Annotated in this window: 27 protein-coding genes; 10 read left to right on the top strand and 17 right to left on the bottom strand. The window is 40.7% G+C overall.

Going from position 1 to position 24,713, the window contains the following annotated elements; all coding sequences use genetic code 11:
- Positions 1–16: 16 nt before the first annotated feature.
- The 8 genes from BSR19_RS01775 to BSR19_RS01740 form a co-directional block, all read right to left on the bottom strand.
- The gene (locus tag BSR19_RS01775; RefSeq protein WP_002883776.1) at positions 17–319 is read right to left on the bottom strand and encodes a YlxQ-related RNA-binding protein; all 303 of its coding nucleotides are present in this window, start codon (positions 317–319) and stop codon (positions 17–19) included.
- Entirely contained in the window at positions 312–608 is a 297-nt protein-coding gene (gene rnpM / locus BSR19_RS01770) for an RNase P modulator RnpM (RefSeq protein ID WP_002883779.1), read from the bottom strand. Before rnpM ends, BSR19_RS01775 begins: the two co-directional genes overlap by 8 nt.
- Before the next feature lie 20 nt (positions 609–628).
- Complete coding sequence (gene nusA, locus BSR19_RS01765; protein WP_156246368.1) at positions 629–1,828, bottom strand: transcription termination factor NusA; 1,200 nt, start codon at positions 1,826–1,828, stop codon at positions 629–631.
- A gap of 65 nt (positions 1,829–1,893) precedes the next feature.
- Complete coding sequence (gene rimP, locus BSR19_RS01760; RefSeq protein ID WP_002883745.1) at positions 1,894–2,367, bottom strand: ribosome maturation factor RimP; 474 nt, start codon at positions 2,365–2,367, stop codon at positions 1,894–1,896.
- A gap of 152 nt (positions 2,368–2,519) precedes the next feature.
- The gene (gene lytR / locus BSR19_RS01755; protein ID WP_060973183.1) at positions 2,520–3,773 is read right to left on the bottom strand and encodes a glycopolymer--peptidoglycan transferase LytR; all 1,254 of its coding nucleotides are present in this window, start codon (positions 3,771–3,773) and stop codon (positions 2,520–2,522) included.
- Positions 3,774–3,781: 8 nt separating this feature from the next.
- Complete coding sequence (locus BSR19_RS01750; protein ID WP_060973182.1) at positions 3,782–4,303, bottom strand: GNAT family N-acetyltransferase; 522 nt, start codon at positions 4,301–4,303, stop codon at positions 3,782–3,784.
- The gene (tsaE, locus tag BSR19_RS01745; RefSeq protein WP_060973181.1) at positions 4,296–4,739 is read right to left on the bottom strand and encodes a tRNA (adenosine(37)-N6)-threonylcarbamoyltransferase complex ATPase subunit type 1 TsaE; all 444 of its coding nucleotides are present in this window, start codon (positions 4,737–4,739) and stop codon (positions 4,296–4,298) included. The genes BSR19_RS01750 and tsaE overlap by 8 nt, the downstream gene beginning before the upstream one ends.
- A 270-nt stretch (positions 4,740–5,009) precedes the next feature.
- Positions 5,010–6,431 (bottom strand): NCS2 family permease, encoded by a 1,422-nt coding sequence (locus tag BSR19_RS01740; protein WP_002883789.1) that lies wholly within the window; start codon positions 6,429–6,431, stop codon positions 5,010–5,012.
- A 209-nt stretch (positions 6,432–6,640) separates the two neighbouring features.
- Here BSR19_RS01740 and BSR19_RS01735 point away from each other — a divergent pair, with 209 nt between their 5' ends.
- Complete coding sequence (locus BSR19_RS01735) at positions 6,641–7,453, top strand: Cof-type HAD-IIB family hydrolase (RefSeq protein ID WP_060973180.1); 813 nt, start codon at positions 6,641–6,643, stop codon at positions 7,451–7,453.
- Positions 7,454–7,497: 44 nt separating this feature from the next.
- On the opposite strand, the gene BSR19_RS01730 is transcribed toward BSR19_RS01735, so the two are convergent.
- On the bottom strand, positions 7,498–8,229 hold the full coding sequence (locus BSR19_RS01730) for a cyclase family protein (protein ID WP_060973179.1): 732 nt from the start codon (positions 8,227–8,229) through the stop codon (positions 7,498–7,500).
- Between the two features lie 378 nt (positions 8,230–8,607).
- Between BSR19_RS01730 and BSR19_RS01725 the strand changes: the two genes are divergently transcribed.
- The 9 genes from BSR19_RS01725 to serS all read left to right on the top strand — a co-directional run bounded on the left by BSR19_RS01725 (position 8,608) and on the right by serS (position 16,769).
- Positions 8,608–9,615: a PTS sugar transporter subunit IIB gene (locus BSR19_RS01725; RefSeq protein WP_021143568.1), complete on the top strand. Its 1,008-nt coding sequence runs from the start codon at positions 8,608–8,610 to the stop codon at positions 9,613–9,615.
- A gap of 17 nt (positions 9,616–9,632) precedes the next feature.
- Positions 9,633–10,433, top strand: a complete 801-nt coding sequence (locus BSR19_RS01720; protein ID WP_002886606.1) for a PTS mannose/fructose/sorbose transporter subunit IIC — start codon at positions 9,633–9,635, stop codon at positions 10,431–10,433.
- 15 nt (positions 10,434–10,448) lie between these two features.
- Entirely contained in the window at positions 10,449–11,363 is a 915-nt protein-coding gene (locus BSR19_RS01715; protein ID WP_002889984.1) for a PTS system mannose/fructose/sorbose family transporter subunit IID, read from the top strand.
- Between the two features lie 12 nt (positions 11,364–11,375).
- Positions 11,376–11,762 (top strand): DUF956 family protein, encoded by a 387-nt coding sequence (locus BSR19_RS01710; RefSeq protein ID WP_070655580.1) that lies wholly within the window; start codon positions 11,376–11,378, stop codon positions 11,760–11,762.
- Positions 11,763–12,027: 265 nt separating this feature from the next.
- Positions 12,028–13,020 (top strand): PTS sugar transporter subunit IIB, encoded by a 993-nt coding sequence (locus tag BSR19_RS01705; RefSeq protein WP_060973175.1) that lies wholly within the window; start codon positions 12,028–12,030, stop codon positions 13,018–13,020.
- Positions 13,021–13,087: 67 nt separating this feature from the next.
- Positions 13,088–13,903 carry a PTS mannose/fructose/sorbose transporter subunit IIC gene (locus tag BSR19_RS01700; RefSeq protein WP_038675304.1) on the top strand — a complete coding sequence of 272 codons (816 nt, stop codon included), beginning with the start codon at positions 13,088–13,090 and terminating at the stop codon, positions 13,901–13,903.
- A gap of 14 nt (positions 13,904–13,917) precedes the next feature.
- Positions 13,918–14,829, top strand: a complete 912-nt coding sequence (locus BSR19_RS01695; protein ID WP_060973174.1) for a PTS system mannose/fructose/sorbose family transporter subunit IID — start codon at positions 13,918–13,920, stop codon at positions 14,827–14,829.
- Positions 14,830–14,907: 78 nt separating this feature from the next.
- Positions 14,908–15,282: a DUF956 family protein gene (locus BSR19_RS01690; RefSeq protein WP_060972160.1), complete on the top strand. Its 375-nt coding sequence runs from the start codon at positions 14,908–14,910 to the stop codon at positions 15,280–15,282.
- Between the two features lie 209 nt (positions 15,283–15,491).
- The gene (serS, locus tag BSR19_RS01685) at positions 15,492–16,769 is read left to right on the top strand and encodes a serine--tRNA ligase (RefSeq protein WP_037597435.1); all 1,278 of its coding nucleotides are present in this window, start codon (positions 15,492–15,494) and stop codon (positions 16,767–16,769) included.
- A gap of 34 nt (positions 16,770–16,803) precedes the next feature.
- On the opposite strand, the gene BSR19_RS01680 is transcribed toward serS, so the two are convergent.
- The 8 genes from BSR19_RS01680 to BSR19_RS01645 all read right to left on the bottom strand — a co-directional run bounded on the left by BSR19_RS01680 (position 16,804) and on the right by BSR19_RS01645 (position 24,499).
- Entirely contained in the window at positions 16,804–17,433 is a 630-nt protein-coding gene (locus BSR19_RS01680; protein WP_060973173.1) for a hypothetical protein, read from the bottom strand.
- A gap of 63 nt (positions 17,434–17,496) precedes the next feature.
- Complete coding sequence (gene der / locus BSR19_RS01675) at positions 17,497–18,807, bottom strand: ribosome biogenesis GTPase Der (protein WP_037597430.1); 1,311 nt, start codon at positions 18,805–18,807, stop codon at positions 17,497–17,499.
- Between the two features lie 105 nt (positions 18,808–18,912).
- Complete coding sequence (dnaI, locus tag BSR19_RS01670; protein ID WP_002883792.1) at positions 18,913–19,815, bottom strand: primosomal protein DnaI; 903 nt, start codon at positions 19,813–19,815, stop codon at positions 18,913–18,915.
- 3 nt (positions 19,816–19,818) lie between these two features.
- Positions 19,819–20,994: a DnaD domain protein gene (locus tag BSR19_RS01665; RefSeq protein WP_060973172.1), complete on the bottom strand. Its 1,176-nt coding sequence runs from the start codon at positions 20,992–20,994 to the stop codon at positions 19,819–19,821.
- Positions 20,991–21,470: a transcriptional regulator NrdR gene (gene nrdR / locus BSR19_RS01660; protein WP_002883820.1), complete on the bottom strand. Its 480-nt coding sequence runs from the start codon at positions 21,468–21,470 to the stop codon at positions 20,991–20,993. Before nrdR ends, BSR19_RS01665 begins: the two co-directional genes overlap by 4 nt.
- Before the next feature lie 121 nt (positions 21,471–21,591).
- Positions 21,592–23,121: a HAMP domain-containing sensor histidine kinase gene (locus BSR19_RS01655; protein ID WP_060973171.1), complete on the bottom strand. Its 1,530-nt coding sequence runs from the start codon at positions 23,119–23,121 to the stop codon at positions 21,592–21,594.
- Positions 23,118–23,807: a response regulator transcription factor gene (locus tag BSR19_RS01650; RefSeq protein WP_002883757.1), complete on the bottom strand. Its 690-nt coding sequence runs from the start codon at positions 23,805–23,807 to the stop codon at positions 23,118–23,120. Before BSR19_RS01650 ends, BSR19_RS01655 begins: the two co-directional genes overlap by 4 nt.
- 155 nt (positions 23,808–23,962) lie before the next feature.
- Positions 23,963–24,499, bottom strand: a complete 537-nt coding sequence (locus BSR19_RS01645; RefSeq protein WP_037600313.1) for a DUF177 domain-containing protein — start codon at positions 24,497–24,499, stop codon at positions 23,963–23,965.
- Between the last annotated feature and the right edge of the window lie 214 nt (positions 24,500–24,713).

The following is a 24,713-nucleotide window of genomic DNA, read 5'->3' as shown; positions in this document are numbered from 1 at the left end:
GATGTCCTCCTATTCTTTAGTCCATAAGAGTCCTCATTTTCTTTGAAAATCCAGCATCAACTACAGCAACCGTTTTTCTTGGTTTACCAATAGCCATGCTTAATTCCAGTGCGTTAAACACTGTGGAGACTTCTATATTATAGTAGTTACATTTATCAGTCGTCTTTTTAGTCACGTTACTACCAGCATCATTGGCAAGAAAAACTAGTCTCGCCTGCCCTGATTGAACTGCCTTAATGACAAGTTCCTCGCCAGAAATAAGCTTTCCAGCTCTTTGTGCTAGTCCCAACATATTTGACAATTTTTCTGTGTTATTCAAGACCTAACTCTCTTCTTTTGACCTTGTGATCCACATAAGCAATGAGTTCATCATAAAAACTTTCAGGAACATCCATGGAGAAACTATGGTTAAAAGCACGTTTCTTTTTGGCTTGGAGAGCTTCTTCATTATCTAATTTAATGTAAGCACCTCGGCCATTTTTCTTTCCTGTTGGATCAATGAAAATCTCACCATCTTTAGTTTTTACAATGCGGAGCAAATCACGTTTATCAATGATTTCTCCTGAGACAACTGATTTGCGTAAAGGTATTTTTCGTGTTTTAGCCATCAAACACCTCTATGTTCTTCTTATTCTGCTTCTGTTGTTTCAGTTACTTCTTCTGTTGTGACTTCAACAGGTGTAGCTTCTTCTGCAACAATCTCATCTACAACTTCCTCAGTAGCAGCCTCAGCTTTTTCAGCTTCGAGTGCTTCGTATTCAGAAGCTGACTTGATGTCAATACGGTAACCAGTCAAATGAGCTGCCAAACGAACGTTTTGCCCACGACGACCAATTGCAAGAGATAATTTGTTATCTGGCACAACTACTGTTGCACGTTTGCTATCACCTTCGTCGAAGAGAACATAGTCCACTTCAGCCGGTGCAATAGCATTGTAGATGAATTCAGCTGGATCTTCAACCCATTGAATAACATCAATATTTTCCTCAACAGGAACTTCAATTCCTGTCTTAGCATCCAAACGTGTTGGGTGGAAACGGCTGACAACTTTCTTGATGTTGCTTCCACCACGACCAACGATAGTACCAATAGCATCAACGTTAGGATTATGACTGCGAACAGCAACCTTAGTACGATCACCTGCTTCACGAGACACGCTCATGATTTCTACAGTTCCATCAAATACTTCTGGAATTTCTTGTTCCATGATACGTTTGATGAACTCTGGATGGCTACGACTGACAAAGACGTTAACACCTTTAGGGTTGTTTTCAACTTTATAAACATAAACATCAATGACATCATGTGACTTAAAGCTTTCACCAGGAATTTGATCTTGGCGTGACAATTGAGCTTCGAGCGTTCCAAGATTGACATAAATGAAACGTTGGTCGAAGCGTTCAACTGTTCCTTGCATGATTTCACCTTCATGTTGCTTATAGTCATTATAAGTGATTTCACGCATCTGCTTGCGCATTTTTTCCATAATGGTTTGTTTGGCAGATTGCGCTGCAACACGACCAAATTCATCGACTGACTCTTCAAAACGAATCTTGTCACCAAGCTCGTAAGCAGAGCTGATAGCAAGTGCATCTTTCAAGCTAATTTCCAAACGACTATCAAAGACTTCATCTACAACTTCACGAACGGTATAAACTTGAAAATCACCTGTTTTTTCATTGAATTCAACTACAGCTGATTCTGACTGACCATAACGACGCTTGTAGGCTGACTTAAGTGATTCAACCACAGCATCGATGATGTCTTCCTTGTTAATGTGTTTTTCTTCTTCCAAGACACGGAAGGCTTCTAGCATTTCTTTGCTCATATTCTTTGTTGTTTTAGCCTCTATTGGCCAAAACTGGCATCCTTTCTTTATTTACACTAAGAGTTTTAGAGTTTGACTGCCAAACGAGCTTTAGCAACTGTTTGATAGGGAATCTCAACAGTTTTATGGCGAGTCTTATCAAGGTAATCGATTGTTAGGGTTTCCCCATCAAAGGCCACCAAGTCACCTTGGAAAATCTTGATCTTATCAATAGCCTTGTAAAGACTAACATTGATATACTGACCAACAGCATTTGTCAAAGCTTCTTTGGTTTTTAAGGGACGCTCTAACCCTGGACTAGAAACTTCCAGCATGTATTGATCCGGGAAAGGATCAGGCTGAATAGTATCCAAGAGGGGACTGATAATTTCAGTCAAGTCTGCAGTATCTTCTACAGTAATACCACCTGGCTTATCAATCAAAACTGACAAGACATAGTCACCGCCAAGCTTTTCGTACTCGATATCGACCAGTTCGTATGGCTCAGGAATAGCTGGAGCTACGACTGCCGTCACGAGATCAATAATTTTTTGCGACATTATGACCTCCTTACACACACAAGAGACGAAGTTTCTACTCCGCCTCTCTTTCGTTATTTTCCTATATTATAGCATAGCTCAAAAGCCATTGCAAGGAATAACCATATCGCTGTCATTTCAAAGCAAAAAGGTTGGGAATCACCCAACCTCATTTATTGTGCCGCTGGAACAGTGCTATAGGTAGTCACACCCGATCCATTATTATTGTATGTAGGGGTTGTCGTACCTTGTTCCTGAACATAATTACCTGTGTTTTCACTATAGTTATTGCTATAGGTAGTGCCTCCATTGTAGGTACTTACCGATCCACCACCTGCTGCCTCAGATGGCCAAGCCTCATAATTTGAAGATACTTCACTTGAAGCCGTGTTCCCTTTAGAATTAACAAAATCATCTGAGCCATAGTTAGAGCTACCAGATCCATAGAGAACCAAACTAGTCTTAAGGTTAGATTCAGAGACTTTTTTCTTACCAACTTCCTTCTTAATACGGTTTTGCACCTTAAGAATATCCTCAGTAGAGGCCACTTGATAGCTTCCTCCGTTGATCATGGCATCCGAACCAGCCAATTGGTATGACTTAATATTTTTAAGTGCATCACTATAGCCCATCAAGCTACGCAGAGTATTGGTATCACCAAGATCAATGCTAGTTTGAACATTTGAACTTACAGCTGACAAGATTTTCTTGTAAGAACCAATCGAGTCCATCTTCAAGAGCTTAGCTACAACTTTTTGAATAACCTCACGTTGACGTTTTTGACGACCATAGTCACCATCAGGGTCATCGTAACGCATACGTGAATACACTAAGGCTTGCTCACCGTTGATTTTATGGGTTCCAGGCTCAACTTTTGCCTGAAATTCTGGTTCATTTTCTGCAATTGAAATAGGGAAATCAAAATGATTCGTTACCTCAATACCACCAACAGCATCTACCAGATCAATCATACCCTGCATATTAATCAGTGCATAATAGTCAATATCAATATCTAAAACCTTTTGAATGGTTGAAATAGCCAAGTCAGCACCACCCTCAGCATAGGCTGAATTTAGTTTTGCTTCCCCCGACCCCTCAATATCTGTCAAAAGGTCACGTTCCAAACTGGTCATGGTTGTTTTCTTAGTCTTAGGGTTCACTGTTACCAAGATCATGGTATCAGAGTTCCCTTCCCAGGTTTCCTTACGTTCTTTGGATCCTGTATCTACCCCCATCAACAGAATAGTTATAGGCTTAGTCTGTTGAATGGCCTTACTATTCCCAGAAATTGCTTTAGAAGCCCTAAACGTTTTTGACAATTCGCCTGTGGCGTAATTATAAGTTGTCGTTAGGTAAATACCAGCAGCTACTACTGTCGTTGCAAAAATCGCCAACAACATCAATAAAATTTTTCGTCCAAGTTTCATGTTTTTTCCTAATCTATGAGTTTAGCCATAAGGTAAACATCTAGAAATTCTCCATTTTTAGTTCTTGCACCACGTTTCTTAGTGCCTTCAATGTCAAATCCAAATTTTTGATAGAGGTGAACCGCCCGTTTATTACGTGCTTGAACCGTCAACTCTAAGCGGCGGATAATCGGTGTATGATCTGCCCAGTCAATCATTGTTTCCATCAGAAACTGACCAACACCATTTCCCCAGTAGGGTTTAGCAACCGCAATAAATACGTCACCAATATGACTAGTCTTAGTATCTTGATCAGAGGTTACATTACAAACACCAATGACCTCACGACCCAATTTTGCCACCAAACAAATCTCATTAAGCATATGCTGATGGCCTTCAATATAAGATGCTAACTGTTCGGCACTCAGTATAGAACTTCTAGCATCTTGTGCTAGAAAATCCGATTCCAAGGCTACAGTCTCTAGTAAGCGAGCTAGAGAGGCAGCATCCTCTCTTTGAGCTTCCTCAATGACTAATTCTTGCTCAGCCATTTACCATTTCCTCCTGAATCTCCTTACTTCTAGGACCGAAAGATTCAAAAAGCAACTGACGCCCGTCTCCATGATGTGATATCGAAATTAGGAGATAGTCCCCTAACAGACTCTCGTCTAGGAGCTCACCCCACTCGATGATTGTCACGCCTTCACCATACAGAAAATCATCCAAATCAATAGAATCAGGATCATCACCAATGCGGTAGACATCTAAATGATAGAGTGGCTGTCGCCCCTCATACTCCCTTACAATAGTATAGGTTGGACTCTTTATCATTTGAGAAATATCCAAACCTTTGGCAATTCCTTTAGTTAAGGTCGTTTTGCCAGCTCCCAGATCACCTGAGAGAACAATTATATCTCCAGAATTGAGCAGTCGCCCTAGCTTTTGACCGATACTAATCAATTCTTCTTCATTTTGACTGTAAATCATGTTTTCATTATATCAAAAAATAGAAATATGGACTAGAATTCACTGTAAAAATACAGTAGAAACTTATAAATATTGAATCATTTAAGTAAGAAATTAAGATCTATGTTTTAATTTTGCATTTATCTTAGACACATCAAATGCTCATAGATTAGATTTTTTGTGAAATTTCTATGGCATTGAAAATTCATCAAAAAATCCTCTCACCTTTCTTCCACATAAAAATTGCAAAAGAAAAAGCCTGACAAATGTACAGACTTTCTCTTTCAAGCTTTAGAACACAGCCATACTGATGAAGTTAAGGATAAACAAGATATCCAAAATCCACATAATAAAGTGGACATCCTTAGCTTGACCTTTGACAATTTTGACCAAAGTATAAGTAAGGAACCCAGCTGCGATACCATAGGTAATACTATATGAGAATCCCATAAAAATAGAAGTGAAGAAAGCAGGAATAGCTTCAGACAAGTCTTCCCAATCCACACTCTTAAGGTTAGAGAGCATCATAACACCTACAATAATAAGAATAGGCGCTGTTGCTGCATTTGGAACGATTGATACCACTGGACTAAAGAAACTAGAGATGGCAAAGAGCACAGCAACCACAAGAGCTGTCAAACCAGTACGTCCACCAGCACCAATACCAGCTGCAGATTCAACGTAAGTTGTAACGTTTGAAGTCCCTGCAATGGCACCAATACTTGTACCAACAAGGTCAGAGTAAAGGGCACGGTCAAGAGCTTTTGATTCGTTGTTATCACCTGTTGAAGCAATGATACCAACCTTTTCACCAGTACCGATTAAGGTACCGATAGTATCGAAGATATCAGTCAACGAAAAGGCGAGAATAGCCATAAAGACACCAGGCAAACGAGAAACGTCTGCAAAGAGTGAACCCAATCCCTTAGATCCAAGCGCTGCACCAAAGACCTGACCAAGGTCTTTGATAGATGATGTCAAGCTAGCTGCGTGCCAGTCGATGCTTCCAAGATCAACGACACCAGCAAAAATAGCAATGATAGTCGTTACGAGGATTGAAAGCAGAACACCACCACGAATACCTTTAACGATAAAGAAAATCGCAATCGCAAGACCAATCAAACCGACAATAACAGTTGGGTTATTGAAGGCAACCAAACCTGGTGTAGCTGATGATGAAGCTGTAATTGAAGCCTTGGCCATATCAGCACCTTTACCTGCTACAGTGTAGGTATGAGGATTAATTGAGAATTTCAAGAAACCAGCATTTTTAATCCCCACATAGGCAAGGAAAACACCTATACCTGCTGAAATCGCAGATTTAAGGGCTGTTGGAATAGACTCAATAATCATCTTACGTACTTTAGTTACTGTGATAATCAATGAAATAACACCACATAGAAAGACCATCGCTAAGGCCTCTTGCCAAGTGTACCCCAAAGAAAAGACCACTGTATAGGTGAAGAAGGCATTAAGTCCCATACCAGGCGCTTGAGCGTATGGTAGGTTGGCATAAAAGGCCATCATCAATGTCCCTGCAACCGCACCAATAATTGTTGCTAAGAAAACACCTTGTGCAGGCATTCCTGTCTGAGCCAACATCGCTGGGTTAACAAAGAGGATGTAAGACATGGCAAAGAAAGTTGTCAATCCGGCAGTCACTTCTGTACGGACGTCAGTACCATGTTCTTTCAATTTGAAAAACTTTTCCATGAAAGTTTAGACTCCTTAATAAAAAATTATTGTCAAAATCCGAATAATTTCGGAACATTCTCACGTAGAATGCAACGTTACTATTCTACATGAAATTATTTGACGGTGCAAGGTTTATTTCCTGAGACTTTTCTTATGAAAAACCGAACGTTCTCAGAAAGCTCTTTCTTAATCACCAACAAAGGACAGATTTTTGCTATAATGGGAACATGACAAAAAAATTGATTGCACTAGATCTTGATGGAACCCTCTTGCGTCCAGATGGAACTATTTCAGAATTTACACAAAAAACAATTAAAGATGTACAAAACAAAGGACACCAAGTCGTTATTGCTACAGGTCGTCCTTATCGTATGGCTATCGACCATTACAAAACACTTGGGTTAGAAACACCACTCATTACCTTTAATGGCTCCTTGACCAATCTTCCAGACCAAGACTGGGCCTATGAGCATTCGGTTAAATTAGACAAAAAATATCTGATTGACCTCCTACAACGACACGATGAGTTAGAAATGGATTTTCTGGCAAGTGAATACCGAAAACATTTCTATATCACTATGAATCACCCAGAGCGTATTCAACCACAACTCTTTGGTGTTGATAAAATCATTGAGGCTATGCGTTTGGAACCAGCAAAAATTACACGCAACCCAAATGCTCTTCTTATGCAAACTCGTCATGAGGATAAGTACCAACTAGCCGATGACATCAAGAAAGACTTCAAGGAAGAAATTGAAGTTGATTCTTGGGGTGGCCCACTTAATATTTTGGAATTTTCGCCTAAAGGCATCAACAAAGCCTACGCTCTAAACTACTTACTTAAGGCCATGCGTAAATCAACAAATGATTTGATTGCTTTCGGTGACGAACACAACGACACAGAGATGTTGGAACTTGCTAAAACTGGCTATGCCATGAAGAATGCCAGCTCTATCCTTCTTCCCCACGCTAACGAACAAATTGAGTGGACTAATGAAGAGGATGGCGTTGCTCGCAAACTTCAGGAACTCTTTTTATAAATAACAAAAGACACCGAAAATTTCTTCGGTGTTTTTTCTTATGATTAAGGTAAAATAGCCACTGCACGCACTGGGGAACCTGTCGCCTTGTCCCAGTGAGGAAATGCAATTGAAATCAAAGCACCAACAGCTGGAACTTGATCCAATTGATTCAAGACTTCCACCTGATAAATGTTTTGTTCCAAGAGGTAGTATTCGTTAACCAAGCCATGTTCTGCTGCTGGAATACCCGCATCTGTATCAAAAGTCTCATGACCGACAGCCTTAACATGGCGTTCATGAATCAAGAATTCTAGAGCTTCACGGCTCCAACCTGGACTTTGCTGAACCCCATTTTCATCAAGGTTGCGCATAGCATCTTGATTTGGCCAACGCTTCGACCAATCACTACGAAAAGCGATAAAGGCCCCTTCAGTAATTTGTCCATGTTCTGCTTCAAAGTCTAAGATATCTTGTTTGCTCAAGATAAAGTTTGGATTAGTAGCAACTTCTTTAGACTTGTCGATAACATAGAGTGGTAAAAGAAGATCTTTGAGAGCAATCTCATCCAACCAACGACCACCTTCTACAAAGTGAATCGGTGCATCAATATGCGTTCCGTATTGACCAACTACTGTAAATTTTTGAACATGGAAACCATCTTTTAATGTGAAAAGGTCTTCTTGTTTCAAAGCTGGGAGAGCTGGAAAGTGTGGACTTTCCGCATTAATTTTGTGGGTCAAGTCAACCCATTTCTTAGATTGCAATTCATTATAAATACTTAGTAAATCTGACATAAGGAGGTCCTCTTTTCTTATAGATTTAACCTTAAATAGTTAATTGAAGAAATTATAGCAGCCATTACTAGCTATTACAAGCATTTATCTCATTTTTTCTTAATCCCATTTCTTCTAGTTAGATATAGCTTCAAACTATATCTAACTCTTTTTGTCTGAAAAGAAAGTATATTTGCGATAATTTGATATTTTTTTCAATTTTATGACACTTTTGTTACGAAAAGCATTGACAAATCTATGATAACGTTTTACAATTAGATTGTTCTAATTTTCGAGGGACTAAAAAAATATTGTTGTCATTTTCATGTCATGAATGATAATACCAATAATCATTTTTCTATTCCTAAGAAGCAATATATAAAAGGAGGAAGAACACTAATGGGTATCGGTATTATTATTGCTAGCCATGGTAAATTCGCTGAAGGTATTCACCAATCAGGTTCTATGATTTTTGGTGAACAAGAGAAAGTTCAAGTGGTTACTTTCATGCCAAATGAAGGTCCTGACGACTTGTACGCTCACTTCAAAGATGCCATCGCTCAATTTGACGCTGACGACGAAATTCTTGTCCTTGCAGACCTTTGGTCTGGGTCACCATTTAACCAGGCAAGCCGTATCAAGGAAGAAAATCCTGATCGCAAGATGGTTATCGTGACAGGACTCAACTTGCCAATGCTTATCCAAGCATATACGGAACGTATGGTAGCTCCTGATGCTGGGGTTGAAGAGATTGTCGCTAACATTTATAAGGAAACAAAAGAAGGCGTTAAAGTCCTTCCAGAAGGCCTTATTCCTAAAGAAGACACTAAACCAGCCGACGCTAAGCCTTCTGTTCCTAAAGGTACCATTCCTGAAGGAACCGTTCTTGGTGATGGAAAAATCAAATACGTTTTGGCTCGTGTTGACACACGTCTCCTCCACGGTCAGGTTGCGACTGGTTGGACTCACTCAACTCACCCAGACCGTATCATCGTTGTTTCAGACACTGTTTGTCATGATAAACTTCGTACAAACATGATTAAACAAGCCGCTCCATCTGGTGTTCAAGTTCACGTTATCCCAATTAAAAACATGGTTAAAGCAAACAATGACCCACGTTTTGGTGATACACGTGCTATGCTTCTCTTTGAATCTGTTGAAGATGCTCTTGCTGCTGTTAAAGCAGGTGTTGATGTTAAAGAAATCAACCTTGGTTCTTCAGCTTATAAAGAAGGAAAAGTCAACGTTACTAAAGCTCTTTCATTTGACCAAACAGATGTGGATGCTATCAAAGAGTTGCAATCATTGGGTGTCAAATTTGACGTTCGTGGGGTACCAAGTGATAGCCCAGCAAACGTTGATGCCTTGATTAAGTCAGCTGAAACTAAATTAGCAGAGAAGAAATAATTTTGGAGGATGCATAAATGAGTTTAGTACAAATTATTTTAGTCGTAATTGTTGCTTTCATCATCGGTTGTAGCTCAGTTAACGACCAAATCGAAACATACCAGCCAGTTGTGGCTTGTTCCCTTATCGGTCTTGTTACTGGTCATCTCGAACTCGGCGTAATGTTGGGTGGTAGCTTACAGTTGATTACTATGGGATGGGCTAACGTTGGTGCTGCCATGGCACCAGATGCCTCACTTGCCGCTGTTGCTTCTACAATTATCCTTATCTTGGGTGGTCAAGGAACTAAAGGAATTGGTCCTGCCATCGCCCTTGCGGTGCCTTTGGCTGTTGCCGGTCTTGCCTTGACAATGGTTGTCCGTACAGCAACTGTCTTCATCGCTCATATTATGGATAGCCGTGCAGAAGCTGCTGATATCGCTGGTGTTGAAAGATGGCACTTTATCGGTATGGCCCTTCAAGGTCTCCGTGTTGCTATCCCTGCCCTCCTCTTGCTCTTGATTCCTGCACACCTCGTACAATCTGGTCTTGAAGCTATGCCTGAATGGTTAAAATCAGGTATGACAATCGGTGGTGGTATGGTTGTAGCCGTTGGTTATGCCATGGTTATCAACATGATGTCTAGTCGCGAAGTTTGGCCATTCTTCTTCCTTGGTTTTGCTTTGGCTGCCCTTAAAGAGTTGACCTTGATTAGTTTGGGTATCATCGGTCTCTGTCTTGCCGTTATGTACCTTGCACTTGAAGCTAGTGGTTCAAATGGTTCTTCAAATGATGGAGGATCAGGTGATCCCCTCGGTGAAATTCTGGAAGACTTTTAATTAGGAGGAAAGAAAATGGCTGATTCAAAAATTAAATTAACAAAAGCAGATCGTTTCAAAGCTTTCTTGCGCTCATACTTCCTTTTAGCTTCATTCAACTATGAACGTATGCAAAATGGTGGTGTGGCCTACACCCTTATTCCTGCAATCAAAAAACTTTATCAAACTAAAGAAGAACGTGCTGCTGCCCTTAAGCGTCACTTGGAATTCTTTAATACACAACCTTTCATGGCTAACCCAATCTTTGGGGTTACGCTTGCCTTGGAAGAAGAACGTGCCAACGGTGCTGAGATCGATGATGCGGCTATCTCAGGGGTTAAGGTCGGTATGATGGGACCTCTTGCAGGTGCCGGTGACCCTCTCTTCTGGTTTACCCTTCGTCCAATCTTCCTTTCACTAGGAGCAGGTTTGGCTGTTTCAGGTAACGTCCTAGGCCCAATCGTCTTCTTCGTTCTCTGGAACGTCATGGTTGCCGCCGTTAAATGGTATACTCAAGAATTCGGTTACCGTGCTGGTACTGCGATTACAGACGACTTGTCAGGTAACCTTCTTCAACAAGTAACTCGTGGCGCATCAATGATGGGGATGTTCGTTATCGGTTCTCTTATCCAACGTTGGGTAAGCATTACCTTCACACCAGTTGTCTCTGTTGTTAAACAACAAGAAGGTGCTTATATCGATTGGGATAAACTTCCAAAAGGTATTGCCGGTGTTAAAGCAGCCTTCCTAGAACAAGCTGCTGGTAAATCACTCGAAGCCAACAAGGTAACAACATTGCAAGATAACTTGAACCAATTGATTCCTGGTCTTGCTGCCCTTGGTTTGACTTTCCTCTGTATGTACCTTCTTAAGAGAAAAGTTTCTCCAATCGTTATCATCTTGGGTATCTTTGTTCTAGCTATTGTGCTCCACATTATTGGTGTACTCTAATCGGAGCAAGGTATGGTTAAATCGCTCAATACCGAAATGGCTCACACAACTAAGGGAACTTGGTTTCGTGAAGGGCCTATTTACGGAAATATTATGGTCGGTGATAAGGCCTTCGAATTTTACAACGATACGAAGTTACAAGATTACGTTCAAATTCCTTGGGATGAAGTCACTTATGTGATTGCCGATGTCTACTTCGGTGGTAAGTTCATTCCTCGCTTTGAAATCCGTACTAAGCAAAATGGACGTTTCCGTTTTGCCAGTCGAAAAAGCCGAATAACTTTGAAAGAAATTCAAAAAAGAATTCCTCGAGAAAGTTTACGAAAAGCACCTAGCTTTATCGCTGTCCTCAAACAAGGCTTTAAAAATCTTTTCCGACTCATTGTCAAGAAGAAATAATCTCCGAATATTATAAAAAGATTGTCCAATCTAATGGTTGGACAATCTTTTTATAATACTTTGCTCATTTTTGAAAGAAATTGACTTCTTTTGAAATTTTATCTCACTAGCTATTGACATTTGCTTGAAAGCGTTTTACAATATAATTGTTCTTGATTTCTTATGTTTAAAAAGATTGAGAGACGCTTTTTTTAGCGTCTTGAAAAAAATCGGAGATAGTCTTTTTAAGCCTAGGAAAAAATAATTTATAAGGAGGAGAACACGAATGGGTATCGGTATTATTATTGCCAGCCATGGTAAGTTCGCTGAAGGGATCCACCAATCAGGCTCTATGATTTTTGGAGACCAAGAGAAAGTTCAAGTCGTAACTTTCATGCCAAGTGAAGGTCCTGATGATTTGTACGCTCACTTCAACGACGCCATTGCACAATTCGATGCTGATGATGAAATTCTTGTTTTGGCTGACCTTTGGTCTGGTTCACCATTTAACCAAGCTAGCCGAATTGCTGGAGAAAATCCAGATCGCAAGATTGCTATCATCACAGGACTTAACTTGCCAATGCTAATCCAAGCATACACTGAACGTATGATGGATGCTAGCGCTACTGCAGAGCAAGTTGCTGCTAATATCATCAAGGAAGCTAAGGGTGGTATCAAGGCACTTCCAGAGGAGCTAAATCCAGTTGAGGAAACAACTGCAGCTCCTGTGGAAGCTGCAGCACCTCAAGGAGCTATCCCAGAAGGGACAGTTATCGGAGATGGTAAACTCAAGATTAACTTGGCACGTTTGGACACACGTCTCTTGCATGGTCAGGTAGCAACTAACTGGACACCTGCTTCTAAAGCAGACCGTATCATTGTTGCTTCAGACGACGTTGCTAAAGATGAGCTTCGTAAAGAATTGATCAAACAAGCAGCACCAAACGGTGTTAAAGCAAACGTTGTTCCAATTCAAAAATTGATTGATGCTTCTAAGGACCCACGTTTTGGTAACACACACGCGCTTATCTTGTTCGAAACTGTTCAAGACGCACTTCGTGCTATCGAAGGTGGCGTGCCAATCAAAGAACTTAACGTTGGTTCTATGGCTCACTCAACTGGTAAAACAATGGTTAACAACGTTTTGTCTATGGACAAAGACGATGTTGCTTGCTTCGAAAAATTACGTGACCTTGGTGTTGAATTTGACGTCCGTAAGGTTCCAAACGATTCTAAGAAAGACTTGTTTGACCTTATCAAAAAAGCTAACGTTCAATAATCTTCATCCGGATAAATTAGTTGATAAACTCAACTAATCACAACTCAATAGAAAAGGAATTATTACCATGTCAGATATGTCAATTATTTCTGCAATTTTGGTCGTAGTTGTTGCCTTCCTTGCTGGTCTTGAAGGTATCCTTGACCAATTCCAATTCCACCAACCACTTGTTGCATGTACCCTTATCGGTGCTGCTACAGGTAACCTCACTGCAGGTATCATGCTTGGTGGTTCTCTTCAAATGATTGCCCTTGCTTGGGCTAATATCGGTGCCGCTGTCGCTCCTGACGCTGCCCTCGCCTCTGTTGCTGCTGCCATCATTTTGGTTAAAGGTGGTAACTTCACAACTGAAGGTATCGGTGTTGCGACTGCAACAGCTATCCCACTTGCGGTTGCCGGTCTCTTCCTAACTATGCTTGTTCGTACAGCATCAGTTGCCCTTGTTCATGCTGCAGATAAAGCAGCAGAAAGCGGAAACATCGCTGGTGTTGAACGCGCACACTACCTTGCCCTTCTTCTTCAAGGGTTGCGTATTGCTGTGCCTGCAGCTCTTCTTCTTGCTATCCCAGCACAATCTGTTCAACACGCCCTTGGTTTGATGCCTGACTGGCTCAACCACGGTATGGTTGTCGGTGGTGGTATGGTCGTAGCCGTTGGTTACGCCATGGTTATCAACATGATGGCAACTCGTGAAGTTTGGCCATTCTTCGCCATCGGTTTTGCTTTCGCAGCAATTAGCCAATTGACACTTATCGCTCTTGGTGCTATCGGTGTCGCTATCGCCTTCATCTACCTCAATCTTTCTAAACAAGGTGGCGGAAATGGTGGCGGAACTTCATCTGGTTCAGGCGACCCAATCGGCGATATCTTGGAAGACTACTAGGAAGGGGTGCTCTCATGGCTGAAAAAATTCAATTATCTCAAGCAGATCGTAAAAAGGTTTGGTGGCGCTCACAATTCTTGCAAGGTTCATGGAACTATGAACGTATGCAAAACTTGGGTTGGGCTTACTCACTCATTCCTGCTATCAAAAAACTCTACACTAACAAAGAAGACCAAGCCGCAGCTCTTAAACGCCACTTGGAATTCTTCAATACCCACCCTTACGTAGCTGCTCCTATCATGGGTGTTACCTTGGCTCTTGAAGAAGAAAAAGCTAACGGTACCGACATCGAAGATGCTGCTATCCAAGGGGTTAAAATCGGTATGATGGGACCTCTTGCCGGTATCGGTGACCCTGTTTTCTGGTTCACAGTTCGTCCTATCCTTGGTGCCCTCGGTGCATCATTGGCACAAGCCGGTAACATCGCTGGTCCACTTATCTTCTTCATCGGTTGGAACCTTATCCGTATGGCCTTCTTGTGGTACACTCAAGAACTTGGTTACAAAGCAGGTTCAGAAATCACTAAAGACATGTCTGGTGGTATCTTGAAAGATATTACTAAAGGAGCATCAATCCTTGGTATGTTCATCTTGGCTGTCCTTGTTGAACGTTGGGTTTCTATCGTCTTCACTATAAATCTTCCAGGTAAAGTTTTGTCTAAAGGTGCCTATATCGAATGGCCTAAAGGCAATGTCAATGGTGACCAACTTAAGACTATCCTCGGCCAAGTTAATGACAAACTTAGCTTCGATAAGATTCAAGTTGATACCCTTCAAAAACAATTGGATTCATTGATTCCAGGTTTGATGGGACTTCTCCTTACTTTTGCATGTATGTGGTTGCTTAAGAAGAAAGTTTCACCAATCACAATCATCATCGGTCTCTTTGTAGTTGGTATTGTTGCAAGCTTCTTCGGAATCATGTAAAAAGAGTAAGAGTTTAGCAAAGCTGAACTCTTTTCTTATGCTATAATAAAGGTACTACAATCAAAAAGCGAGATAGATATGGCACAATCACTAAACAAAACAGTTGAACTGCATACAACAGGCGTTTCCTACATGGCTATCGGAGGTAAAGTCGGTAAGTTTCTAATAGGAGATGTGGCTCTTGAATTCTACCCAGATGTCAATGTCGAGCAATACATTCAAATCCCATGGACAAGCATCACTCAAATCGGTGCGAATGTCTCCGGAAAAAGAATTAGTCGCCACTTTGAGGTTTTGACAGACAAGAGCAAATTCCTCTTTGCTTCTAAAGATTCTGGAAAGATTCTAAAGATTGCTAGGGAACATCTTGGTAATGAAAAAGTCGTCAAGTTGCCAACTCTCATTCAAACTATCGGCACTCGACTCAAAGGTTTATTTGCCAAAAAATCATAATTTTTGTATAATATAACAGACGGATAAGTACTAGCTAGATCCTTTCAGAAAGCCTGCGGTTGCTGCGAGCAGGTAGGGTTAACCTACGAAATTCTACCGTTTCTAATAATTAAAAACATAAACAAGTGCACTCCTGTGAAGTTGGATGGAACCGTGGCTCATGTCACTCCAACACTTTCACTGGAGTGTTTTACTTTTTGGAGGAACTTATGTTAGATGTAAAACGTATTCGTAACGACTTCGATGCCCTTGCCGAAAAATTGGCTACACGTGGGGTTGCTGCTGAAACTTTAAATGAACTTAAAGAGCTTGATGTTAAACGCCGTGAGCTTCTTATCAAATCTGAAGAACTCAAAGCTCAACGTAATATCGCTTCAGATGGTATCGCTCAAGCTAAACGTAACAAAGAAGATGCTTCAGAACAAATTGCAGCCATGCAAAAAGTTTCTGCAGAAATTAAGGAAATTGATGCAGAACTTGCTGCTATCGATGAAAAGCTTAATGCCATCGTTGTGACACTTCCAAATACACCAAACGACTCTGTTCCAGTAGGTGCTGACGAAGACGAAAACGTAGAAGTTCGCCGTTGGGGAACACCTCGTGACTTTGATTTTGAAGTTAAAGCTCACTGGGATCTTGGGGAAGACCTTGGTATCCTAGATTGGGAACGTGGTGCTAAAGTCACTGGTTCTCGCTTCCTTTTCTACAAAGGACTTGGAGCAAAATTGGAACGTGCGATTTACAACTTTATGTTGGATGAGCACGCTAAAGAAGGCTACACTGAAATGATCACACCTTACATGGTTAACCACGACTCAATGTTCGGTACTGGTCAATATCCAAAATTCAAGGAAGATACTTTCGAGCTTGACGGTACTGACTATGTCCTTATCCCAACCGCTGAAGTTCCTTTGACAAACTACTATCGCGGTGAAATCCTTGATGGTAAAGAATTGCCAATCTACTTCACAGCCATGAGCCCTTCATTCCGTTCAGAAGCTGGTTCAGCTGGTCGTGATACACGTGGATTGATCCGTCTTCACCAATTCCACAAGGTTGAAATGGTCAAATTCTCAAAACCAGAAAGCTCGTACGATGAATTGGAAAAAATGGTAGTTAACGCTGAAAATATTCTTCAAAAACTTAACTTGCCATACCGTGTCATCACTTTGTGTACTGGCGATATGGGATTCTCAGCTGCCAAAACTTACGATTTGGAAGTTTGGATTCCAGCACAAAACACTTACCGCGAAATTTCTTCATGTTCAAACACAGAAGATTTCCAAGCCCGTCGTGCACAAATCCGCTATCGTGACGAAGCTGATGGTAAAGTAAAACTTCTTCACACTCTCAACGGTTCAGGACTTGCTGTTGGACGTACAGTAGCTGCTATCCTTGAAAACTACCAAAACGAAGATGGTTCAGTAACTATCCCTGAAGTTCTTCGTCCTTATATGGGCGGTGCTGAAGTAATCGCACCAAAATAACAAGGAAAATCTCCAGAAAGAACCTGGAGATTTTTTAGTTTTTATTAGCTTTCTCGTAATAGGCTTTCAACTTATCAAATCCATCAGCGAGCTCTTCTACTAACTCTTCCATAGTTTTACTAGTAGTCACTACCACATCATACTTAACCAATACCTTGCGGATACGACCATATCTAACTGCTGCTTTAAGCATCTGACGATTCTCTTCAGTTCCTTCTACACGATGACTGACACCATCTTCCTGGGCAAAATAGTATAGAGAGGGGGCAATCGGTAAGTCTAGGACCTTATGTTGCTTAGCTAGAGTGGTATCTGATTTTTTCCGTTCGACAAAGCTAACCTCAACAGAAATCCCCCATTTTTTAGGCTGACCATAAAGGCGAATCGCCATGGCAACATCGTCTAAACTGTCCTCAGGGGCCCTATAATAGCACCAAAAGTGTGGGCGACATATTTGTGCCTGATTGGCCCAATTGCTGACACGATCCATTTTAAAGGGTGCCAGACGCTCCTCTAGAGCTTTTGATAAGACCTGCATTTCCTTGCGAGCAGCCTGGCCTAAAGCTTTGAGTGCTTCCATCTCTTCTTGATGCAGACCCGCTTTTTCAGGTTTGATATACTTAACCCCTTGTTTAGATAAATAAGCTTTAATATTTTCTAACATCATTTCTCCTTACAATGACAAAAGACCAACCTTTAAAGATTCTATTCTGGTTGGTCTCTTTTTTTATTTACGTTTACGAGCAATCAAGTGGATTGGTGTTCCTTCAAAACCGAAGGCCTGACGAATTTGATTTTCCAAGAAACGCATGTATGAGAAGTGCATAAGCTCTTCTTCATTGACAAAGATAACAAATGTTGGTGGTTTAACCGAAACTTGTGTGCCGTAGAAAATCTTAAGGCGTTTTCCTTTGTCAGTTGGTGTTGGGTTGATGGCAATGGCATCCATAATAACATCATTCAAGACAGCCGATGAAATACGACGGTTTTGACTCTCACTGATGCGTTTAATCATCTCTGGCAACTTGTTAAGACGTTGTTTAGTTTCAGCCGATACAAAGATAATTGGTGCATAGCTCAAAAATTGGAACTGCTCACGGATATCCGCTTCCCAGTTGGCAACAGTATGATTGTCTTTCTTAATCGTATCCCATTTGTTAACTACGATGATAATCCCTTTACCAGCTTCATGGGCAAAACCAGCAATACGCTTGTCATACTCACGGATACCTTCTTCGGCATTTATAACCATAAGGACAACATCAGAACGGTCAATAGCACGCATAGAACGCATGACAGAGTATTTCTCTGTATTTTCATAAACCTTACCAGATTTACGCATACCAGCGGTGTCAATCATGGTATACTCTTGACCTTCACTGTCCACAAAGTTTGTATCAATGGCATCGCGAGTCGTACCAGCAATTGGGCTAGCAATTACACGGTCCTCCCCCAAAATGGCGTTAATCAAACTTGATTTTCCGACATTTGGACGTCCAATCAAACTGAAACGGATGATATCTGGATTTTCTTCTTCAACTTCTGTTGGGAGATTTTCAACGATAGCGTCGAGAACATCCCCTGTACCGATACCGTGAACAGATGAAACTGGATAGGGATCACCAAGACCAAGAGAATAGAAATCATAGATATCTGCACGCATCTCAGGGTTATCCACTTTATTTACCGCCAAGATAACTGGCTTGTTGGTCTTATAAAGAATACGGGCAACGTACTCGTCCGCATCTGTCACGCCTTCCTTACCTGAAACGACAAAGACAATAACATCAGCTTCAGTCATGGCGATGTCGGCTTGGTGCTTAATTTGTTCCATAAATGGTGCATCAACATCATCGATACCACCAGTATCAATCAAGCTAAATTGACGGTTAAGCCACTCAGCAGAGGTATAAATACGGTCACGTGTTACCCCTTCAACGTCTTCGACGATAGAGATACGTTCACCCGCAATTCGGTTAAATAGGGTCGATTTCCCAACATTTGGGCGACCCACGATAGCAACTGTAGGTAATGTCATATGTTTAAGTCCCTGATTAAAATAGGGATTCCTTTCTTCATTTAGCAGTCTCACTTCCACCAAGGGAAGCAAACTCTCTTATTCTTTATCATAATTAGATTCAACTTAGCGGCGATTAACACCCTTCAAGTGAACCTCTTTGGCAAGAAAACGAATACGCTCCATCACACGTTTGGCCTGCCAAGTCTCGTCTCCTTGACGTCCATTGGATAGCTTAGCTTCTAAATCCGCAAAACTATAGTTAGATGTAAAGAAAGTAGGCAGCTCTTCAATCATACGATGCTGGAGGATGACTTGCAAAACATCATCCCTAATCCAAGAAGAGAATTGCTCTGCACCAATATCATCTAGAACCAAAACTTCTGCTTGTTTGACAGCGTCTATTTGTTCCTTGACAGAACCGTCCTTAATTCCATTTTTAACATCAATGGTAAAAGATGGGTAATGAATAATGGTCGTCGCAACCTTCTTGGTTTCGGAAAGTTCATGAGCCATAGCAGCCAACATGAAGGATTTTCCAACTCCCATGTCCCCGTAGATGTAGAGGCCTTTCTGGTCTGGACTAGGGTAATTCGCCACAAAATCCACGAGACTCTCAAAGGTATCCACACGCGCCACATCATCTAGAGCAATATCCGCAAAGGTAATCTTACGATAAGACTGAGGCAGACTCACCAAATTAATCCGTTTAGCTATAGCCTGTTGTTCTTGTTGCTCTTTGAGCTGACGCGTCTCCTTATAGGTCACATCAGCGTAGCCTTCATTCATGGTCAGAATCGGCTCATACCCTTTCGCAATATAGGAGGCATCACCTTCTTTGACCTTACGGCATTCCACCAAGAATTGATTAAACTTAGGAAGACTACGTTTGATTTCATCCTGGCTTAGGCTATGCTCTTGAATAAAGCTAGCCACTCTTGGATCCGCCAAAATTTGCTTCGTTAAATCTGTTGCATTGCCAGACCCATGATGCCCTGTTCGGTTTAGGGTTTGTCCAACTCTTTCCATAGGCTACTCCTTTCCTTTTTCTAGTTTTGCCAAAGCCCGACGTCTAATTTCATCCAACTTAGCCTGATCAGCCTGACTGGTTTGATTATCATAATCTGGATTACTCCAGCTCGGCACATTTGTTTTCTTCTTAGAATCAGCTTTTGCTTGTTGTGATTTCTTGTCGTAACCACTACGCAAAGCTAAAAGCCCTTGTTCGGCAGTGAGGATGTTCTTAAAGTCAAAGTCGTTAGCAAGTTTAGAGATATACTCTTGATTCACATTCGTCGAACGTGTCCGTCCCAAACTGTAGGCAACCATGAGGTTAATGACCTCATCCATAAAGCCTCTTTGTGCCAAATCCGTGAGAATCTGCTTCTCAGAATTAGTAACAGTCCCGCTTGGACCTTTGGCACCTTGTAAGTAATCTATAGGCTTTTCGGACCTAACCGCTTTAAGAATTTTTTCTTCAGTCTCCGTCAAAGCAGAGTCACCACCTAATGTTTGAGCTTGAGCCTGCTCTAATTGCACCTGCATACGCTTGACAATAATCTGGTGGTTGACGGCTGTCTTTTTAGCTAAGAGATAGATATCATACCAATTCATGCCATGAGTCTCAGACAATTTATATATTTCTGGCACATCTGTCTTTTCATCTGTAAATACAAGCCCATCAGCCTGCATACGATTCCTAAAACTAGTTAAATCAAATGAATTTTTAGGCTTGATTTCAGACACAGACTTTTGAGCCAAACGCTCATCGGTAAAGACATCCGAAAAACGTTTAGATAAATCTTGCAATCCTTGGAGACCTGCCGGTTTCAAAGCGTCTACTGCTGGTTCACTAATCTTTTGCTCGAGAAGTGAACTATAAACGGCATGTTTTAGAAACTGCTCAATTGTTAAGGGAGACTTAAGCTCTATCACATAAAACCCTTGAGGTGACTGGTAAAAGGCCAAGAGATCTACTGCTGTCAGAACCGCCAGTGCTTCTTGAAGGGGCTGCATTCCAAAGTTAAGGTGATTCAGAATAGCCGCAAACTTATGGCGGCGATTACCATTGTCATAAAAAGCCACGAAATACTGGTAGAGAGCGTATCCCTCACTCCCAATAATGGGATAATAGCAACGCATTAAACTTGCCTGATCGGGAACGATAACCTGATTACCAACATAGACAAATTCTTCAATAGGTCTCATTTTTTAGACTCTTTTTTCGCACGTACAGTCTTAGTGATTTCTTGAAGCAACTCTTCAATCTCATCAACATCTTTGAAAGAACGGTAGACACTAGCAAAACGTACATAAGTAATTTCATCAAGGTCAGCGAGTTCTTTCATCACTAAATTCCCAATGACATCACTATCAACCTCTCCATCATGGTTACGGCGAATATTTTGCTCAATACGGGTGATGGCATTTTCGATATCCTCACTAGAAACCGGACGCTTCTGAGCACTCATCAAGATACCATTGAAAATCTTATCGCGAGAGAATTGTTCACGAGTACCGTCTTTTTTGACAACCAAAAGTGGAACTTCTTCCACACGCTCAAAAGTTGTAAAACGAGCATGACAAGAATCACACTCACGACGACGACGAATGGTATTCCCATCCTCTGCCTGACGGCTATCGATAACACTAGATTTATTATGTTGACATTTTGGACAACGCATGCACTTCACCACCAATCTTTGAAATTCGGTACTCTATTTTACCATAAAAACACATAAAAAGCACGCTCTAAACGAGGCGTGCTCACGACCAAGAATCACTCTAAGACTCTTATAAATTGATTTAAAGCTCAAGTTGAGGTGTCGTCGTTTCTCCATCCGCAAATGGAATGTAAAAATCGAAACATGTCCCTACACCAAGCTCTGAACTAACCTCAATACGACATCGGTAGGCCTCCACAATCTGGTAAAGAATTGATAAACCAATACCTACACCAGATTGAGTGGATGTACGGTTACGTGCCTTATCTGAACGATAGAAGCGTTCAAAGATATGCTCAATATCTTCATCAGATATCCCTTCACCATTATCTTGTACTTGTACCAACATTTCATCTTCCAGAGCCTTAATTGTAACCTGGATTTCCTTGTTAACAGGAGAATACTTGACCGCATTATCAATCAAAATAGTAATCGCCTGTTCAAAGTGTTGGCTGTAAATCTGTGCTGGACGCTCTGAGCTCTCAAAATCATTGAGATAGAATTGGTAATCTTCATGCAAGACACGGAAGTTACCAATAACCGTACGGATTGAAGAATTCAAATCACACGTATCATTTCTATGATTTTCAAATGATCCTTTGACACGGATAGAATCCAACATATCATTAATCATAATCGTCATACGGTTGGCCTCGTGACTTGCAGCCTCAAGACTCTCCTCAAGAATCTCAGGGTCATTTTTACCCCAACGTTGCAAGAGGTCCATATGGCCCTTGATAACCGCAATCGGCGTACGTAATTCATGACTGACGTCACTCAAGAAACGCATCTGCATCTGATTATTTTCTTGGATTTTATCCATCATACGGTTAAAGTTAACCGCCAAATCACCAATTTCATCGTGGCTTTCAATCTTAGAACGAAGTTCCAAATCACTTGGCGAATCGGTGATAACTCCCATCGTTTCGTGCAACTGTCTCATCGGACGAAGAATAGATGTCAAGACAACCACAGTTGCTGCGATAACTAGGACCGTCATCCCCACTTCTAGGAAAATCAATAAGAAAATCAAACGCTCTTTCAGAGCATAGTAGAATTCCAAATCATGGAAAATCTGGGCATAACCAACGATGGTCTTTTTATCCTTACCGTAAATTGGAACTTGTAGTAAGAAACCACGCTTTCCTTTATAGGACACTGACTTCAGTTTGTTTACTTCAGACATGCCTGGAGGAGAGTCTGTGTTTTCCTCAGAAGTAAAGATAAACGTTCCCTTTTTGTCATAAACAAAAACAGATTGGTTAGAAAATAATTTATTAGAAATTGCAACTTGACCATCCAAAGAGTGCTTTTCAGAAAGCACACCATTAATGATTGATGCATAAATATTTTTAGGCGAATAAAGGGCCGCTAAAAGCGGTTCTGGACTCAACTCTTCATCAGAATCCCAGTCCTTTTCGATATAAGTAACAACTTTCGAAATTGTGTTATTTACATTTTGACGTTCACGTTGCAAAAGAAGCGTATTGGCCGAGAAAACAACAACCAGAGTGAACATCGACAATACAAGAAAGAAGACCACAGCAGTTGTCATGGTCAACTTTTTTCTAATGGTTACTTTACCAAATAATTTATCTTGTAATTTACTCATTTTTCACGGATAACGTAACCCATTCCTCGCACTGTTTGAATGTATGATTCCTTACCTGGAACATCGATTTTCCCACGCAAGTAACGAATATAAACATCTACAACGTTTGTTTCGATTGCATCATCATATTTCCAAACTTGAAGCAAGAGTTCCTCACGGGTCATCACTTGGTTCATATTGCTCAAAAGTGTGTTCAACAAATCAAACTCACGTTTTGTCAATGGAATTGCTTCATCACCACGAACAACTGTACGGTTTTGAACATCCAATTTCAAATCACGATAAGTTGACGCCTTAGCTGGTGCATTCTTAGCAGCTTCGATATCTTGGCGACGGAAGGTTGCACGAATACGTGCCAATAGTTCTTCAATCGCAAAAGGTTTTACAATATAGTCATCAGCACCACGGTCCAAACCAGCAACAATGTCCATGATTGAATCGCGGGCTGTCATCATCATAATATAAGTATCTTTTTCTTGTTGGAGACGACGTGTTACTTCAAAACCGTCCATCTCAGGCAACATAAGGTCCAAGAGAATAAGATCGAAATCTTTCTCGAGTGCCATTTCAAGTCCTTCACGTCCGTTGTCTGCTGTCACAACGTCGTATCCTTCGTGTTGAAGTTCAAGAGAGACAAAACGAGCAAGGTTTTTCTCATCTTCAACAATCAAAATGCGTTTGCTCATAATAAGTATTTACCACTTTCTTAAAATTTTTTGACTTCTATTTCCCTTAAAAAGTCTGTAGATTTACCCTATAAATAAATCCGAAAATTAACTTCTAATGATATAATAATACAGATTTTTAAAATTGTCAAACATTTTTAGTTTATTTTTTTGAATTAATTTTCGTCAAATAGACCGTTCAATTGGGCAAAGGGATTACTTGCCTCTTTTTTCTCCTGTTGAAGTGCGGCAAAATCCTCTTCTGACAAGACTTCCCAGTCATTACCTGAGAGCGAAATTTGTCCTGATTCTTCCTCAGGTGTTAATACTCTCAAAGGAATATTAAGAAGAATATTATCTAGAATACTCTCATCAAGATTAATGGTATCCCCATCCAAGATAAGAACTAGATTTTCTTCGACTAATTCCTTTTGAAGAGCTGCATCTGCCTCTTGTATAAAGGTTTCTGAAACCGGATAGTTAAAGCTAAGTGTCACAGGTTCAAGTGAACGGCTAGATGGCAAGGTAATATCATAGCTAAGTTGATAGTCCAAAAGGTACAAGCCATTATCATAGGCTACCTGACCACTTGCTTGAATCTGTTCAAGATTTAAAACTTGATCATAGCGTTCTTTAATAGACTCCAACAAAGAAGGTGCTTCGGTAAAGGCGAGCCCCTCTGGAGACTTTCTAACTTCTGAAAGATAAATCATTCTTAATCCTCAAATTAAATTTCCCCATAGGGATCTATTTTCAATCCACAAGACCATAATCCCCTACATTCACTTTTCATTAGAGAGCATGATTATGATTTTAGACTTAATTAGTATTATATCAAATTTTTAAGAAAAAATAACACCTTTAATATTACATATTTCTTAAACTTAGAACTTTTTTCAAAGCTAATGAGAAACTTACTCAGACCCT

The organism is Streptococcus salivarius (assembly GCF_009738225.1).
Classification (GTDB): Bacteria; Bacillota; Bacilli; order Lactobacillales; family Streptococcaceae; genus Streptococcus.
This window is presented reverse-complemented; position numbering and strand designations above follow the sequence as displayed.

Bases quoted from the DNA above. Each gene is read 5' to 3' on its own strand.
- rnpM (WP_002883779.1), bottom strand. From the start codon at position 608: ATGGCTAAAACACGAAAAATACCTTTACGCAAATCAGTTGTCTCAGGA.
- nusA (WP_156246368.1), bottom strand. From the start codon at position 1,828: ATGAGCAAAGAAATGCTAGAAGCCTTCCGTGTCTTGGAAGAAGAAAAA.
- rimP (WP_002883745.1), bottom strand. From the start codon at position 2,367: ATGTCGCAAAAAATTATTGATCTCGTGACGGCAGTCGTAGCTCCAGCT.
- lytR (WP_060973183.1), bottom strand. From the start codon at position 3,773: ATGAAACTTGGACGAAAAATTTTATTGATGTTGTTGGCGATTTTTGCA.
- BSR19_RS01750 (WP_060973182.1), bottom strand. From the start codon at position 4,303: ATGGCTGAGCAAGAATTAGTCATTGAGGAAGCTCAAAGAGAGGATGCT.
- tsaE (WP_060973181.1), bottom strand. From the start codon at position 4,739: ATGATTTACAGTCAAAATGAAGAAGAATTGATTAGTATCGGTCAAAAG.
- BSR19_RS01740 (WP_002883789.1), bottom strand. From the start codon at position 6,431: ATGGAAAAGTTTTTCAAATTGAAAGAACATGGTACTGACGTCCGTACA.
- BSR19_RS01735 (WP_060973180.1), top strand. From the start codon at position 6,641: ATGACAAAAAAATTGATTGCACTAGATCTTGATGGAACCCTCTTGCGT.
- BSR19_RS01730 (WP_060973179.1), bottom strand. From the start codon at position 8,229: ATGTCAGATTTACTAAGTATTTATAATGAATTGCAATCTAAGAAATGG.
- BSR19_RS01725 (WP_021143568.1), top strand. From the start codon at position 8,608: ATGGGTATCGGTATTATTATTGCTAGCCATGGTAAATTCGCTGAAGGT.
- BSR19_RS01720 (WP_002886606.1), top strand. From the start codon at position 9,633: ATGAGTTTAGTACAAATTATTTTAGTCGTAATTGTTGCTTTCATCATC.
- BSR19_RS01715 (WP_002889984.1), top strand. From the start codon at position 10,449: ATGGCTGATTCAAAAATTAAATTAACAAAAGCAGATCGTTTCAAAGCT.
- BSR19_RS01710 (WP_070655580.1), top strand. From the start codon at position 11,376: ATGGTTAAATCGCTCAATACCGAAATGGCTCACACAACTAAGGGAACT.
- BSR19_RS01705 (WP_060973175.1), top strand. From the start codon at position 12,028: ATGGGTATCGGTATTATTATTGCCAGCCATGGTAAGTTCGCTGAAGGG.
- BSR19_RS01700 (WP_038675304.1), top strand. From the start codon at position 13,088: ATGTCAGATATGTCAATTATTTCTGCAATTTTGGTCGTAGTTGTTGCC.
- BSR19_RS01695 (WP_060973174.1), top strand. From the start codon at position 13,918: ATGGCTGAAAAAATTCAATTATCTCAAGCAGATCGTAAAAAGGTTTGG.
- BSR19_RS01690 (WP_060972160.1), top strand. From the start codon at position 14,908: ATGGCACAATCACTAAACAAAACAGTTGAACTGCATACAACAGGCGTT.
- serS (WP_037597435.1), top strand. From the start codon at position 15,492: ATGTTAGATGTAAAACGTATTCGTAACGACTTCGATGCCCTTGCCGAA.
- BSR19_RS01680 (WP_060973173.1), bottom strand. From the start codon at position 17,433: ATGTTAGAAAATATTAAAGCTTATTTATCTAAACAAGGGGTTAAGTAT.
- der (WP_037597430.1), bottom strand. From the start codon at position 18,807: ATGACATTACCTACAGTTGCTATCGTGGGTCGCCCAAATGTTGGGAAA.
- dnaI (WP_002883792.1), bottom strand. From the start codon at position 19,815: ATGGAAAGAGTTGGACAAACCCTAAACCGAACAGGGCATCATGGGTCT.
- BSR19_RS01665 (WP_060973172.1), bottom strand. From the start codon at position 20,994: ATGAGACCTATTGAAGAATTTGTCTATGTTGGTAATCAGGTTATCGTT.
- nrdR (WP_002883820.1), bottom strand. From the start codon at position 21,470: ATGCGTTGTCCAAAATGTCAACATAATAAATCTAGTGTTATCGATAGC.
- BSR19_RS01655 (WP_060973171.1), bottom strand. From the start codon at position 23,121: ATGAGTAAATTACAAGATAAATTATTTGGTAAAGTAACCATTAGAAAA.
- BSR19_RS01650 (WP_002883757.1), bottom strand. From the start codon at position 23,807: ATGAGCAAACGCATTTTGATTGTTGAAGATGAGAAAAACCTTGCTCGT.
- BSR19_RS01645 (WP_037600313.1), bottom strand. From the start codon at position 24,499: ATGATTTATCTTTCAGAAGTTAGAAAGTCTCCAGAGGGGCTCGCCTTT.